This is a genomic window from Actinospica sp. (assembly GCF_035552695.1).
In the GTDB taxonomy this organism is placed as follows: domain Bacteria; phylum Actinomycetota; class Actinomycetes; order Streptomycetales; family Catenulisporaceae; genus Actinospica.
In genome coordinates, this window is the sequence record NZ_DASZKT010000039.1 from 11,207 (window position 1) to 24,337 (window position 13,131).

At 72.1% G+C, this 13,131-nt stretch carries 14 protein-coding genes; 3 read left to right on the top strand and 11 right to left on the bottom strand.

Annotated features, from left to right (window positions below; all coding sequences use genetic code 11):
• Positions 1 to 36: 36 nt before the first annotated feature.
• From nadC to VG296_RS06385, 4 genes are read right to left on the bottom strand one after another with little or no spacing between them, the layout of a single operon-like run.
• Positions 37 to 1,044 (bottom strand): carboxylating nicotinate-nucleotide diphosphorylase, encoded by a 1,008-nt coding sequence (nadC, locus tag VG296_RS06370; protein WP_414641062.1) that lies wholly within the window; start codon positions 1,042 to 1,044, stop codon positions 37 to 39.
• Positions 1,004 to 2,662 carry an L-aspartate oxidase gene (locus VG296_RS06375; protein WP_325564070.1) on the bottom strand — a complete coding sequence of 553 codons (1,659 nt, stop codon included), beginning with the start codon at positions 2,660 to 2,662 and terminating at the stop codon, positions 1,004 to 1,006. Before VG296_RS06375 ends, nadC begins: the two co-directional genes overlap by 41 nt.
• Before the next feature lie 3 nt (positions 2,663 to 2,665).
• Positions 2,666 to 3,535, bottom strand: coding sequence for a pantoate--beta-alanine ligase (gene panC, locus VG296_RS06380; protein ID WP_325564072.1), 870 nt, complete (start codon positions 3,533 to 3,535; stop codon positions 2,666 to 2,668).
• Positions 3,532 to 4,452 carry a Rossmann-like and DUF2520 domain-containing protein gene (locus tag VG296_RS06385; RefSeq protein WP_349259478.1) on the bottom strand — a complete coding sequence of 307 codons (921 nt, stop codon included), beginning with the start codon at positions 4,450 to 4,452 and terminating at the stop codon, positions 3,532 to 3,534. The genes panC and VG296_RS06385 overlap by 4 nt, the downstream gene beginning before the upstream one ends.
• A 171-nt stretch (positions 4,453 to 4,623) precedes the next feature.
• Between VG296_RS06385 and VG296_RS06390 the strand changes: the two genes are divergently transcribed.
• Positions 4,624 to 5,871, top strand: coding sequence for an FUSC family protein (locus VG296_RS06390; RefSeq protein WP_325564076.1), 1,248 nt, complete (start codon positions 4,624 to 4,626; stop codon positions 5,869 to 5,871).
• Positions 5,872 to 5,905: 34 nt separating this feature from the next.
• On the opposite strand, the gene VG296_RS06395 is transcribed toward VG296_RS06390, so the two are convergent.
• Together VG296_RS06395 and VG296_RS06400 are read right to left on the bottom strand one after the other, a co-directional pair.
• On the bottom strand, positions 5,906 to 6,610 hold the full coding sequence (locus VG296_RS06395) for a response regulator transcription factor (RefSeq protein ID WP_325564078.1): 705 nt from the start codon (positions 6,608 to 6,610) through the stop codon (positions 5,906 to 5,908).
• Positions 6,607 to 7,782, bottom strand: coding sequence for a sensor histidine kinase (locus VG296_RS06400; RefSeq protein ID WP_325564080.1), 1,176 nt, complete (start codon positions 7,780 to 7,782; stop codon positions 6,607 to 6,609). The genes VG296_RS06395 and VG296_RS06400 overlap by 4 nt, the downstream gene beginning before the upstream one ends.
• 65 nt (positions 7,783 to 7,847) lie before the next feature.
• Here VG296_RS06400 and VG296_RS06405 point away from each other — a divergent pair, with 65 nt between their 5' ends.
• Both VG296_RS06405 and VG296_RS06410 read left to right on the top strand, forming a co-directional pair.
• Positions 7,848 to 8,891 (top strand): SAM-dependent methyltransferase, encoded by a 1,044-nt coding sequence (locus VG296_RS06405; RefSeq protein ID WP_325564082.1) that lies wholly within the window; start codon positions 7,848 to 7,850, stop codon positions 8,889 to 8,891.
• Between the two features lie 6 nt (positions 8,892 to 8,897).
• The gene (locus VG296_RS06410; RefSeq protein ID WP_325564084.1) at positions 8,898 to 10,052 is read left to right on the top strand and encodes an NADH-quinone oxidoreductase subunit D; all 1,155 of its coding nucleotides are present in this window, start codon (positions 8,898 to 8,900) and stop codon (positions 10,050 to 10,052) included.
• A gap of 27 nt (positions 10,053 to 10,079) precedes the next feature.
• Here VG296_RS06410 and VG296_RS06415 read toward each other — a convergent pair whose 3' ends face one another.
• The 5 genes from VG296_RS06415 to folP all read right to left on the bottom strand — a co-directional run bounded on the left by VG296_RS06415 (position 10,080) and on the right by folP (position 13,131).
• Positions 10,080 to 10,628, bottom strand: coding sequence for a DUF3180 domain-containing protein (locus VG296_RS06415; protein WP_325564085.1), 549 nt, complete (start codon positions 10,626 to 10,628; stop codon positions 10,080 to 10,082).
• A 116-nt stretch (positions 10,629 to 10,744) separates the two neighbouring features.
• A complete protein-coding gene (gene folK / locus VG296_RS06420; protein ID WP_325564087.1) occupies positions 10,745 to 11,290 on the bottom strand; it encodes a 2-amino-4-hydroxy-6-hydroxymethyldihydropteridine diphosphokinase in 546 nt (181 codons plus the stop codon).
• Positions 11,287 to 11,721: a dihydroneopterin aldolase gene (gene folB / locus VG296_RS06425; RefSeq protein ID WP_325564089.1), complete on the bottom strand. Its 435-nt coding sequence runs from the start codon at positions 11,719 to 11,721 to the stop codon at positions 11,287 to 11,289. Before folB ends, folK begins: the two co-directional genes overlap by 4 nt.
• Positions 11,722 to 11,791: 70 nt before the next feature.
• Entirely contained in the window at positions 11,792 to 12,277 is a 486-nt protein-coding gene (locus VG296_RS06430) for a nuclear transport factor 2 family protein (RefSeq protein WP_325564091.1), read from the bottom strand.
• Positions 12,274 to 13,131 carry a dihydropteroate synthase gene (gene folP, locus VG296_RS06435; protein WP_325564092.1) on the bottom strand — a complete coding sequence of 286 codons (858 nt, stop codon included), beginning with the start codon at positions 13,129 to 13,131 and terminating at the stop codon, positions 12,274 to 12,276. Before folP ends, VG296_RS06430 begins: the two co-directional genes overlap by 4 nt.

Here is a 13,131-nt window from a genome sequence, read left to right on the forward strand (position 1 = left end):
CTTCTCTGCAGCGGGTGGGGTCGGGGCGGTGCGGGCTCAGCGGAAGTCGCAGCCGACGTCGAGGATCGCGGCGGAGTGCGTCAGGCCGCCGACCGAGATGTAGTCCACGCCGGTCTCGGCCACGGCCCTGGCCTGATCCAGCGTCAGGCCGCCGCTGGCCTCCAGCCTGGTCCGGCCGTAGGGCTCGTTGCGGCCGACGAGCATCACGGCGGCGCGCATCCGCTCCGGCGTGAAGTTGTCCAGCAGGATGAGCTCGGCGCCGGCCTCGACCACCGGCAGCAGCTGGTCGAGCGTGTCCACCTCGACCTCGACCGGCAGGTCCGGGTACTTCGCGCGGACGGACTCGAAGGCCTCGACGACGCCGCCGGCCGCCAGGACGTGGTTGTCCTTGACCAGCCCGGCGTCCGAAAGGAACATCCGGTGATTGACACCGCCGCCGCAGCGCACGGCGTACTTCTCGATCAGCCGCAGGCCCGGCGTGGTCTTGCGGGTGTCCCGGATCTTGGCGCCGGTGCCCTCGACCGCGTCCACCCACTGCCGCGTGATGCCGGCGATGCCGGACATGTGGCACAGCAGGTTCAGCGCGGAGCGCTCGGCGGTGAGCAGGTCCCGGGTGTGCGCGCTCGCGGTGAACAGCACGGTGCCCGGCTCGACCCGCGCGCCGTCCTCGAGCGGGAACTCGAACTCGGCGTCGCCGCCGGACACCAGGTCGATGACGGCCGCGGCGACGTAGATGCCCGCGGCCACACCGGGCTTGCGCGCCACGTAGTCGGCCACCGCGCGCGCGTCCGCCGAGACCGTCGCCTCGCTGGTCACGTCCACGCCGCCGCCGAGGTCCTCCTCGACGGTGGCCCTGGCCAGCCGCGCGACGTGGTCCGGGTCGAGCCCGGCGGCACGCAGCTCGTCGGCGATGCGCTCGTCGTGCAGCTTTTCCGCGAAGGTGGTCATCGGGCGATCCGCTCGTCGCGCAACCGCCGCGCCTTCTTTTCCGCAAGCGTGACCATCAGGACACCGCCTCCTCTGTGACCGTGCATCCGTTCGCATCCACCGACAGCACCTGACGCACCCGCCAGCGGGTGTCGTCCTGTTTCGGGTAGTCCTCGCGCCAGTGCGAGCCGCGGGTCTCCTCGCGGCGCGCGGCGACCGCGGCCATCGCCGAGGCGATCTGGTGCAGGTTCGTCGCCTCCCACGCCTCGGTGCGCGGCTGCTCGTCGGTGTGCTCGCCAAGCTCCTCGAGCACACGCGCCGTGCTGGTCAACGACGTGGCGCTGCGCAGCACTCCGGCGCCCGCGCTCATCGCCTGCTGGGTCGCGCTGCGCACGGTCGGGGCCAGCAGCACCGGATCCCGCTCGTCCGCGACCGGCTCTCCGGTGACCGGCTCGCCGGGGGCGAAGCAGCGGGCCAGGTCGCGGCCGATCCGCTCGGCGAAGACCAGGCCCTCCAGCAGCGAGTTCGAGGCCAGCCGGTTCGCGCCGTGCACCCCGGTGCAGGCCGTCTCGCCGCACGCGTACAGCCCGGGGATGGAGGTGTGCCCCCAGCGGTCCGTCAGCACGCCGCCCGAGGAGTAGTGCGCGGCCGGGGCGACCGGGATCAGGTCGCGGACCGGGTCGATGGCGTGCTCGTGCAGCGACTCCCAGATGGTCGGGAAGCGCCCGCGCCACTTGTCCTCGCCGAAGTGCCGCGCGTCCAGCCAGAGGTGGTCGAGCCCGGACTCCATGGCGCGCCGCATGATGCCCTTGGCCACGATGTCGCGCGGTGCCAGGTCGCCCATCGGGTGCATCGCGGGCATGAAGCGCTCGCCCTTGGCGTCCACCAGGAACGCGCCCTCGCCGCGCACCGCCTCGGAGATCAGCGGCTGCTGTCCGCGCGCGCCGTCGCCGAGCCAGAGCACCGTCGGGTGGAACTGGACGAACTCGAGGTCGGCGACGCGGGCTCCGGCGCGCAGGGCCAGGGCCACCCCGTCCCCGGTGGCCACGGAGGGGTTCGTGGTGGCGCGGAAGACCTGGCCGAGGCCGCCGGTCGCGAGCACGACGGCCCGGGAGCGGATCGCGCCCACGCCGTCGCGCGCGCCCTCGCCCATCACGTGCAGGGTGATCCCGGCGGCGCGGCCCTCGGCGTCGCGCAGCAGGTCGAGCACCAGCGCGCGCTCGATGACCTCGATCTTGTCGAGCAGCTGGTCGAGGCGGGCGAGCAGCGCGCGGGAGACCTCGGCGCCGGTCGCGTCGCCGCCCGCGTGCAGGATCCGGTCGGCATGGTGGCCGCCCTCGCGGGTCAGCGCGATCGCTCCGTCCTCCGCGGTGTCGAACTGGAAGCCGCGGTCGATCAGCCGGCGGACGGCGGCCGGACCGCCGTTCACCAGCGTGCGCACGGCCTCGGTGTCGCACAGCCCGGCGCCCGCGGTGAGCGTGTCGGCCAGGTGCGCCTCGGGGGTGTCGCCGACACCGAGCGCCGCGGCGATGCCGCCCTGGGCCCAGCGGGTGGAGCCGTCGGCGAGCTGGGCCTTCGTCACCAGCAGGACGGAACCGGCGTGCCGGGCGGCGAGCGCGGCGGTCAGCCCGGCTATGCCGGAGCCGACCACGACCGTGTCCGCGTACGCGGTCCAGCCGGGCTCGGGGGCGAGCAGCCGGGAGCGGCGGGCGGGTATCGCCGAGCGAGCAGCCATCGTTCAGCCCTCGATTCCGAGCGGGAGATTGTCGATCAGCCGGGTTCCGCCGACGTTCGCGGCCAGGGCGAGGACGGCCGGACCACGATAGGCCTCGTCGATTTCGGCGAAGGTGGCGGGATCGAACAGCGCCAGATAATCGAGCTCGACCGGCGGCTCGGCCCGCGCGGCGCGGTCGAGCACGGCCCGTGCGGCGGCCCGGATCGCCCCCGGCGTACGCTGCTCGGCCCCGGCGAACAGCGCCCGGCTCAGGTTCACGGCGCTGACCCGCGCCTGCGGGCCGAGGTAGCGGTTCCGGCTGGCGCGCGCGAGGCCGTCCGGCTCGCGGACGGTGGGCACCGGGACGATCTCCACCGGCAGGTTCAGATCCAGCGCCATCCGCCGGATCAGGGCCAGCTGCTGCGCGTCCTTCTCGCCGAAGAAGGCGTAGTCGGGCTCGGTCAGGTTGATCAGCTTGTTGACGACGGTGAGCATCCCGGAGAAGTGTCCAGGCCGGTGCGCGCCCTCCAGCACGTCGCCCATCGGTCCCGGCGTGATGCGCACCATCGGCTCGCCGCCCGGGTAGACGTCCTCCACCGCGGGAGCGAACACGATGTCCACCTCGGCCTGCTCGCACAGCTTCAGGTCCGCGTCGATGGTCCGCGGGTAGCGGGCGAAGTCCTCGCTCGGACCGAACTGCAGCGGGTTGACGAAGACGGTGACGACGACGGTCTTCGCCCGGCGCCGCGCGGCCCGGATCAGGGCGAGGTGCCCCTCGTGCAGCGCGCCCATCGTCATCACGACGGCCACGTCGCCGACGCGGCCCGCGCGTGCGGCCTCGAGCTCCGCGCGAGTGTGCACCAGCAGCGTCTCGCCGGGGTTCGCCAACGTCATCGTCCACCGTCCTCGTTGAGCACCTCGAGCAGTTCGCCGGCGCGTTCCGGCGCGAGCAGACCGGACTCCAGCGCGCGGTCCGCGGTCAGCCGGGCCAGCGCGAGGTACGCGTTGACCAGCGGGTCCGTCGCGCTCGGACCGTGCGCGAGCTTCGCCAGCCGGCTCAGGTGCGCGGCCACCGTGCCCGCGTCGCCGCGCGCCACCGGCCCGGTCAACGCGGCGTCACCCGATCGCAGGGAATTGTCGAGAGTGGCGCCGAGCAGCGGCCCGAGCATCCGGCCGGGCTCACTCACCCCGGCCCGCGCGAGCAGATCGGCCGACTGCGCGACGAGCGTGGTCAGGTAGTTGGCGCCGAAGGCGAGGGCCGCGTGGTAGAGCGGGCGGTCCCCCTCGGCGATCCACTCCGGCTCCCCGCCCATCTCCACGACCAGGGCCTCGGCCATCGGCCGGAAGGCCTCGGGGGCGGTCACGCCGAAGCTGCAGCCGGTCAGCCTGGCCAGGTCTACGTCCGTGCCGGTGAAGCTCATCACCGGGTGCAGCGCCAGCGGCAGCACGCCGCGGATCCTGGCCGACTCCAGCACGCCGATCCCGTGCCGTCCCGAGGGGTGCAGCACGGTCTGCCCGGCCCGGAAGAGCCCGGCCTCGGCGAGCCCGACCACCAGCTCGGCCAGCACGTCGTCCGGCACCGCGAGAACCAGCAGCTCGGCCTGCTGCGCGACCTCGGGCGGCGGCAGCAACGGGGTGTCCGGCAGCAGCTCGGCCGCCCGGCGGCGGGAGCGGTCGGAGACGGCGCTCGCCGCGACCACCCGGTGCCCGGCCCTGGCCAGCGCCGCGCCGAGCACCGAGCCCACCCGGCCGGTGCCGATCACGCCCACGGCGAAGCGGCCCGGCCGGTCCCGCACAGCGGGTACGTCCATCTGCGGTGCGCCGCTCACCGGGCGCCACCTCACCTTCACAGCTTGACTTTCCGTTCCAGTCCCCGCAGTAAGAGGTACCGTTCGGATCTCGGACCCAAGCGTACGCGCTGGCTGAAACTTCCGCTGCGCTGATCACCGTCAATGTGCGCGGGATAACCTTAGACTTCGGCCATGAGTTCGGAGGACCGGGGAGAGGGCCGTTACGTAGAGGCGCTCCTCGACCGGTTCCGGCTGGGCGAGGCGGGCGAGGGCGGGGCGCTCGCGCAGGCGCGGCGCTCGATCCACCTGCACGGCTTCCGGCACTGGTTCGTGCGGGAGCGCGACGCGTTCGTGCAGACGGCGAAGGCCGCGGTGGCCTCGGCCGCCGCGTGGGCCATCGCCGCCGGGGTCTTCCACGTGGACAAGCCGGTGCTCGCCTCGGTCGCGGCGCTGATCACGGTGCAGGTGACGGTCTACCAGTCGATCTGGCGCGCGGTGCAGTACTCGGCGGGGATCGTGGCGGGCATGGTCGGCGCGATCGCGATCGGCGCTGGCCTGGGCATCAACATCCTCACCATCTCGCTGATCGTGGTCCTAGGCCTGGTACTCGGCCGCACGCTGCGACTCGGCACGCAGGTCAACCAGGTGGCGATCACCGGCCTGCTGGTGCTCAGCTTCGGCAACAGCTACGGCTTCATCCGGGTGTTCGACAGCGTGATCGGCGCGGTGGTCGGCGTGACCGTCAACGCCGTGATCGCCCCGCCCGCGTTCTCCCGTACCGCGGCGAAGGAGCTCGCGGACCTCGCCGACGACCTGGCCACGCACACCGCCCGCGTGGCCAAGGGCGTACGCGGCGAGTGGACGCACGCTCAGGCCCAGTCCTGGCTCAAGCGCTCGCGAGAGCTGTCGACCAACGCGCGGGCCGCCCGGAAGATCGCCCAACAGGCCGAGGAAGCGGTGAAGTTCCACCCGCGCCGCAACGTGCACATGACTGAGGTGCACCGCGTCGACGAGGCCGCGATCGCGCTCGACCACGTCGCCACACAGCTCAATAGCCTGATGCGGGGCCTAGCCGACATGAGCGCGGAGTTCTCGCCGGTGCCCGAGAAGCTGCGCGAGATGCCCGAGGAAATGGCGCTGCTGCTCGACGACACGTCAAAGGCGCTGTCGGCCTTCGGCCGATTGCAGGTCCCTGACAAGGCGAGCACGCGCGTATACGACGAGCTCAGCGGCCTGATCAAGCGCTCCAAGCCGCACGCCCGCGAGGCCGCGCAAGCGATGTACCCCGACGACGACGCCCCCACCCTGGTCTGGTCCGTCTACGGCGCCCTCCTCGACGACGCCCGCCGAATGCTGCGCGAACTCGACCCCGACGACGGCCCCCACCGCGAAGGCATCCCCGCCATGCTCCGCGCCTACTCGGTGCATCCGGCGAGGTGAGGCGCGGCAGGCGGGCCGACCGAAGCCGAGCCCGTCACCTCGCGGGCCTGACCAGCCCTGTCTCGTAGGCCAGGACGACGGCCTGGACTCGGTCGCGGAGCTCCAGTTTCATCAGGATTCTGCCGACGTGCGTCTTGACGGTCGCTTCGGAGAGCACGAGGCGGCCGGCGATCTCCGCGTTGGACAGGCCTTGGGCGATCAGGATCAGCACCTCGCGCTCGCGGTCCGTGAGGCCGGCCAGGCTCGGCGGGGGCGGCGCGTCGGAGGCGGGCAGCATCGGGGCGAAGCGGTCGAGCAGGCGGCGGGTGGTGGAGGGCGCTACGACCGCGTCGCCCGAGTGCACGGCGCGGATCGCGGTGAGCAGTTCGGCGGGCGGGACGTCCTTGAGCAGGAAGCCGCTGGCGCCCGCCTTGATCGCGGCGAAGGCGTATTCGTCGAGGTCGAACGTGGTCAGTATCAGCACCCGAGGCCCCCCGTCCCCGCCGGCCCCGCCGCCGCCCCCGCTCCTACCCCTGCCCTCGCCGCCGCTGAGCAGCCGGCGGGTCGCCTCGACACCGTCCAGCTTGGGCATGCGCACGTCCATCAGCACGACGTCGGCCACGCACTTGTCCAGCAGTTCGAGCGCGGCGAGGCCGTCGGCCGCCTCCCCGACGACGGTCATGTCCTGCTGCGCGTCGAGGATCATCCGGAATCCGGTGCGCAACAGCTCCTGATCGTCCACCAGCACGATGCGTATCACTGGAGCACCCTAGCCGACTCGTACGGCAATACGGCCTCGACCTGGAAACCGCCCTCGACGAGCGGACCGGCGTTGAGTTGGCCGCCGAACAGCGCGACGCGCTCGCGCATCCCGGCCAGGCCGTTGCCCTGGCCGTCGGTCGGCGCCTTCGCTCCACGGCCGTTGTCCTGCACCCGCAACCGCAGCTCCTGGTCGTTGTAGTGCATGCCGACGCACGCGCTGACCGACGGGCCGCCGTGCTTGCGCGCGTTCGTCAGCGACTCCTGCACGATCCGGTACGCCGCCAGCGCGACGCCCTGCGGCAGCTCCACCGGCACGCCCTCGATCTTGAACTCCACGGTCACGCCCGTCGTGCGCACCTGCTCCAGCAGGTCCTCGAGCTGGTCGATGCCGGGCTGCGGCGCGCGTTCGGCCTCGACGTCCTGGGCGCGCAGCACGCCGAGCAGCCGCCGCATCTCGACCAGCGCGGAACGGCCGGTGTCCGCGATCGCGCCGAGCGCCTTGCGCGTGTTCTCCGGGGCGGAGTCCATGGCGTACGCCGCGCCCTCCGCCTGAACGACCATCACCGAGACGTTGTGCGCCACGACGTCATGCAGCTCACGCGCGATCCGCGCCCGCTCGGTGGCCGCCGCGATCTGCGCCTGCTGGTCGCGCTCCCGCTCGAGACGCAGTGCCTTCTCCTCGAGCTCCACGTAGTACGACCTCCGGTACTGCATGGAGTCTCCGGCGACCCACGCGATGACCATCGGCGAGGCCAGCACCGCGTAGGCGAAGCCCCAGAGCGCGATGCTGGCACTGGCGTGCTCTCCGGTCGGGTGGATCCGGGCGATCGCCACTCCGGCACCGAACAGGCAGACCGTCAGGCCGATGAGTGAATGCTTGCGCGGCCGGTAGGCGGCCAGACTGTACAGGGCGACCGGAACCGCGAAGTCCGAGATGCTGATGTAGGCCGGGCTGAGCACCTGGAACGCGCCGATGGCGATGATCGTCCAGAACACCGCGACCGGGTACTTGCGGCGGACCACGATCGGCGCGGCGATCAGCAGCGGGGCGAAGGACCACCAGCCGGGGGCGTGCCCGATCATGAGCAGGCCGAACAGCACGAACGCCCCCGCCACCACGCCGTCCACGTGGGTGGGGTGCCGCTGCAGCCAGACATAGATCCGGGTCACGCTTCGAGAGTACGGAACGGTGGCCCGGCCTGGCCATACGCCGCGAGGCGGTACCGTCTCATCCCGTGGAACGACCTGTGGACCATACCGACGCCGACCCGGACGGCGGCTTCCTGCCGTGGGCGGCCGCGATGGATCGCGCGCTGTACGGCCCGGAGGGCTTCTTCCGGCGGCCGACGGGCCCGGGCGCGCACTTCCGCACGTCGGTGCACGCCTCGCCGTTGTTCGGTACCGCGGTACTACGACTGCTCCGTGAGGTGGACGCGGCGCTCGGGCATCCGGACCGGCTGAGCCTGGTGGACATCGGCGCCGGACACGCGGAACTGCTGACCGGAGTGCTCGGACAGCTCGGCGACGACCCGCTCAGCCGGCGGCTGCGGCCGATCGCCGTCGAACTCGCGGACCGGCCGGCCGGGCTGCCGGACGCGATCGAGTGGCTGCCGCGGCCGCCGAAGGGCGTGAGCGGGCTGATCATCGCGAACGAGTGGCTGGACAACGTGCCGTGCGACGTCGTCGAGCTCGGCCGGAACGGTCCGCGGCTGGTCGAGGTGGCGCCGGACGGCTCCGAGCGGCTCGCCGACGAGCCGAACGACTCGCAGCAGGCCTGGTTGGAGCACTGGTGGCCGACGTGGCGGATGGGAAGGATCGGCGATCGCGCGGAGATCGGCCTGCTGCGGGACGCGGCGTGGGCCCGAGCCGTGGAGGCGCTGGACGAGGGCGTGGCCGTCGCCATCGACTACGCACACGCTGTGGACAGCCGCCCGCCCCTCGGCTCGCTCACCGGCTACGCCGAGGGCCGCCAGGTGCCGCCGATCCCGGACGGCCGCCGCGACCTGACCGCGCACGTGGCGCTCGACGCCTGCGCGGCCGCCGCCGAGCACGTGGCCGACTGGTCCAGGCGGCTCGACCAGCGCACGGCCCTGCGCCGGCTGGGGATCACCGGCGCGCGGCCCGACCTCGCGACGGCCGCCGCCGACCCGATCGGCTACGTCCGCGCCCTGTCCCGCGCGTCCGCGGCCGCCGAGCTCACCGACCCGGCCGGCCTCGGGCGCTTCACGTGGCTGGTCCAGGGGGTGGCTGTGCCCACCGTCTCCAGTCTGGAAGACTGAACAGTTATGGGACAGGGACTCGTCGAGCGGACCGCGGGAGTCGGCACCGGCCTCGCCACCGAGGACATGGTGCTCAACGTCGGCCCGCAGCATCCGGCCACGCACGGCGTGCTGCGGCTGCGCCTCGTGCTGGACGGCGAGAAGATCGTCAAGGCCGAGCCGATCATCGGCTACATGCACCGGGGCGCGGAGAAGCTCTTCGAGGTGCGCGACTACCGGCAGATCATCATGCTGGCGAACCGGCACGACTGGCTCTCCGCCTTCGCCAACGAACTCGGCGTCGTGCTGGCCGCGGAGCGGATGCTCGGCATGGAGGTGCCGGTGCGCGCGGTCTGGGCGCGCACCCTGCTGGCCGAGCTCAACCGCGTGCTGAACCACCTGATGTTCCTCGGGTCCTATCCGCTGGAACTCGGCGCGATCACCCCGATCTTCTACGCGTTCCGCGAGCGCGAGGAGATCCAGAAGGTGATGGAGGAGATCTCCGGCGGCCGGATGCACTTCATGTTCAACCGGGTCGGCGGCCTGAAGGAGGACCTGCCCGCGGGCTGGCTGGACCGGGCTCGGGCCGCGATCCACGCCGTGCGCGGCCGGATGAGCGACATCGACTCGATCATCCACGGCAACGAGATCTTCCACGCGCGCACCAAGGGCGTCGGCGTGCTGACGGCCGAGCAGATCAGCGCGTACGGCGTGTCCGGGCCCATCGCGCGCGCCTCCGGAGTCGACTTCGACCTGCGCCGGGACGATCCGTACCTGGCGTACGGCGAACTCGGCGACGTGCTCAAGGTCGTCACCCGCACCGGCGGCGACTGCTTCTCGCGCTTCGAGTGCCTGCTGGAGCAGACGTACGCCGCGCTCGACCTGGCCGAGGCCTGCGCGGACCGGCTGGCCGCGCTGCCGGCCGGGCCGATCAACCTGCGGCTGCCGAAGGTGCTCAAGGTGCCCGAGGGCGAGACGTACGCCTGGACCGAGAACCCGCTCGGCATCAACGGCTACTACCTGGTCTCGCGCGGCGACAAGACGCCCTGGCGGCTCAAGCTGCGCTCTGCCTCGTTCAACAACATCCAGGTGCTCGAGGAAGTGCTGCCGGGCAACCTCGTGGCCGACATGGTCGCGATCCTCGGCTCGATGTTCTTCGTCGTCGGGGACATCGACAAGTAGGCGGGTAGCGCGGCGGGTGACGCGGCGTCAGGCGCGCGGCGTGGCCAGCTTGTTGTCGCCGGAGGTCGGCGGCGAGCTCGGCTGCTCCGGCGGGACGCGCAGCACCCGTTCGAGGAACAGCGCCGCCGCCATCAGGGCGATTCCGGCGAGCAGCGCGAAGAGGCAGCGCAGCGCCTCGTCCCGGTACGTCTCGATGTTCAGGTGTCCGAGCAGGGTCAGGCCGTAGCCGCCGTAGATGCCGCCGAAGATCGCGCCGACCAGCCCGCAGGCCTTGCCGAGCACCAGCGCGCGGGCGGCCTGCAGCGGGTCGAGCGGCTTGGGCTCGCGGCCGTGCTTGTCCACCCGGGGCTCGCCGCGCATGGCGCGCAGCCGGGCCTCGCGGTAGGCGTTCAGCCGCGCGCGCAGCCCGAGGGCCACGCCGAATACCGCGGCTGCGAGCACCGCGAGGGTGATCGGGGCGGAGAGCGGTACCGGCGGCGGGGAGCCGAGATGCTGCCAGAACCGCAAAGCCGTGAACGCCAGGACCGCGCACACTGCGGTCAGTCCGGCGAGCACTCCGGGCCTGGTCGGTTTCACAGGGTCAGTCTGACAGGAAAGCCGGTTCCGAGTCACACGTCCCCGGGCGAACAGTGTCGGATCACCACTGGAATAGTCACGGACAAGCGGTCCGGGCGCGGTCCGAGCGCCTCAGTTCACCATTGCAGCAAAAGGTCGGGCCGCGGCTCGACCCCGTCCTTCGGCAACTCCTCCAGCAGTTCCGCGATCGGTCCGTGGCCCGGGATCACGGCGTCCGGCTCGACGTCGTACCAGGGCCGCAGCACGAAGGCCCGCTCGTGCGCGCGCGAGTGCGGCACGGTCAGATCATCGTCGCGCAGCTCCAGGTTGTCGTACACGATGATGTCCACGTCGATCGTGCGCGCTGCCCACCGATCGCCGCGCACCCGGTGCAGCGCCTCCTCGATGGCCTGCGTGCGGATCAGCAGCTGATGCGGCGTCAGGTCGGTACCGACGACGGCGACGGCGTTGAGGTACGACGGCTGGTCGCTCAGGTCGAGCGAGTCCGGCTCGCCCGCCGGTCCGCCGAAGGGCTCGGTCTCGTAGACCGGGGAGATCGAAATGGGTTGGATGCCCGGCGCGTCGCCGAGCGCGTCCAGGGCTGATTGCAGCGACTCGAGCCGGTCGCCGAGGTTTCCCCCGAGGGCGAGCACGGCGTGATGCGCGGCATGGGTGGTGGTCATAGAGCAGCCTCCGTCCGGCCGACCGGATGAGTGGTGGTCATCGAGCCGGCCGCATCCCCTTTTGTCCGCTCGCGTCGGATGGTCACGCTCACGTCGTCGAACGGCACCGTGATCGGCGCGTCCGGCTTGTGCACGGTGATCTGCGCGGCGCCCACCGCCGGATCGGCCAGGCAGATCTCGGCGAGCCGGGCGGCGAGGGTCTCGATGAGGTTCACCGGCTCGCCCTCGATCACCGCGACCAGCTTCTCCGCGATGCTGCCGTAGTCCGCGGTGCAGGCCAGGTCGTCCCCGGCGGCAGCGGCCCGGGTGTCCAGCTCGAGCACGGCGTCGACCACGAACGTCTGCCCCTCGGCCCGCTCGCGCGGGTATACGCCGTGCCGTCCGCGGCCGCGCAGGCCGTTCAGCACTATTCGATCGGATCCGACGTGCATGCTGCAGTGACTCCCCGGCTGGTTCTCGGCGCTATCGCTCTGAGAACGTACCCAATCCGGGGAGGCCTGATCACCCCGGGCGGCCATCCGTGTCCGCCCGATCCGACGCCGGGAAGACCGGCGCCGAGCAATGTGTCAGCAACCGCCACACGCCGGTGACGTTTTCCCGCTTGAACACGTTGATCGCCTCGTAGTGGCTGCCGCCGAAGCCCGCCGAGGGCGACTCCTGCCCGGGCAGCTCGGACAGCACGTTCTCCACGCAGGTGACGATCGCGATGTAGCCGATCTGCCGAACCTGCACGTCGGTGATGAAGAACTGCAGGTAGTTGATCCGCGAGCAGACCACGGCCCAGGACCGCAGCACCCGTTCGAGCCCGTGCACGGCGGGCTGGCCGGGGTGGATGCAGGTGACCGACTTCTCTTCCTCGGAACCGGCCCAGACCGCGCGCATCAGGTCCATGTCGGCGTTCTCGATGGCCTCGTAGAACTGCTCGTTCGCCTTGATGATGTGCGCCGCGGCGTTCGTCGGCGGCGGCATGTACGGATCGGCCGTCATCGCGCGCCACCCTCGCTCATCGCGGCCACCGCGCGCACGGCGTCGGCCGCCGCGGCCGGGGCGTGCACCCGGACCGCCCAGGCGCCGCGCGAGGCGGCCACCGCGGCCACCGCGAGCGTCGCCGCGTCCCTGGCGGCCGCCGGGCGCGGGATGCCCTGCTCGTCGGCCAGCAGCGCGCCGAGGAAGCGCTTGCGCGAGTGCCCGATCAGCAGCGGACGGCCGAGCTCCCGCTGCAGCCGTTCCTGCCCGCGCAGCAGCGCCCAGTCGTGTTCGGCGTTCTTCGCGAATCCCAGACCGGGATCGAGCACGATCCGTTCCCGGTCGATTCCCGCGTCCGTAGCCGCGGCCAGCCGCACAGCCAACTCTTCTCCTACCTCCCGGACCACGTCTCCGTATCTCGCCATGGAGCCCATGTCCACACTGTGCCCACGCCAGTGCATGAGAATGTATGGCAGCCCGAGATCGGCGACGGTCCGGAACATTTCCGGGTCGGCGAGGCCTCCGCTCACGTCGTTCACGATCCGCGCCCCGGCCCGCGCGCACTGCCGCGCCACCTCGGCCCGCATCGTGTCGACCGAGACCAGCCCACCGGCCGCGACCAGGCCTTCGACGACCGGCAGCACGCGGCGAAGCTCCTCCTCGGTGCCCACCCGCAGGGCGCCCGGCCGGGTCGACTCGCCGCCGACGTCCAGCACGTCCACCCCGGCGCGCAGCGCCGCGATCCCGTTCTCGACCGCCGCGTCCGGGGGCAGGTTGACCCCGCCGTCCGAGAAGGAGTCCGGGGTCACGTTCAGGACGCCGAACACCGCGCAGCGCCCGTAGTCCGGCAGTCCCCTGATCTGCTGGTGCGTCAT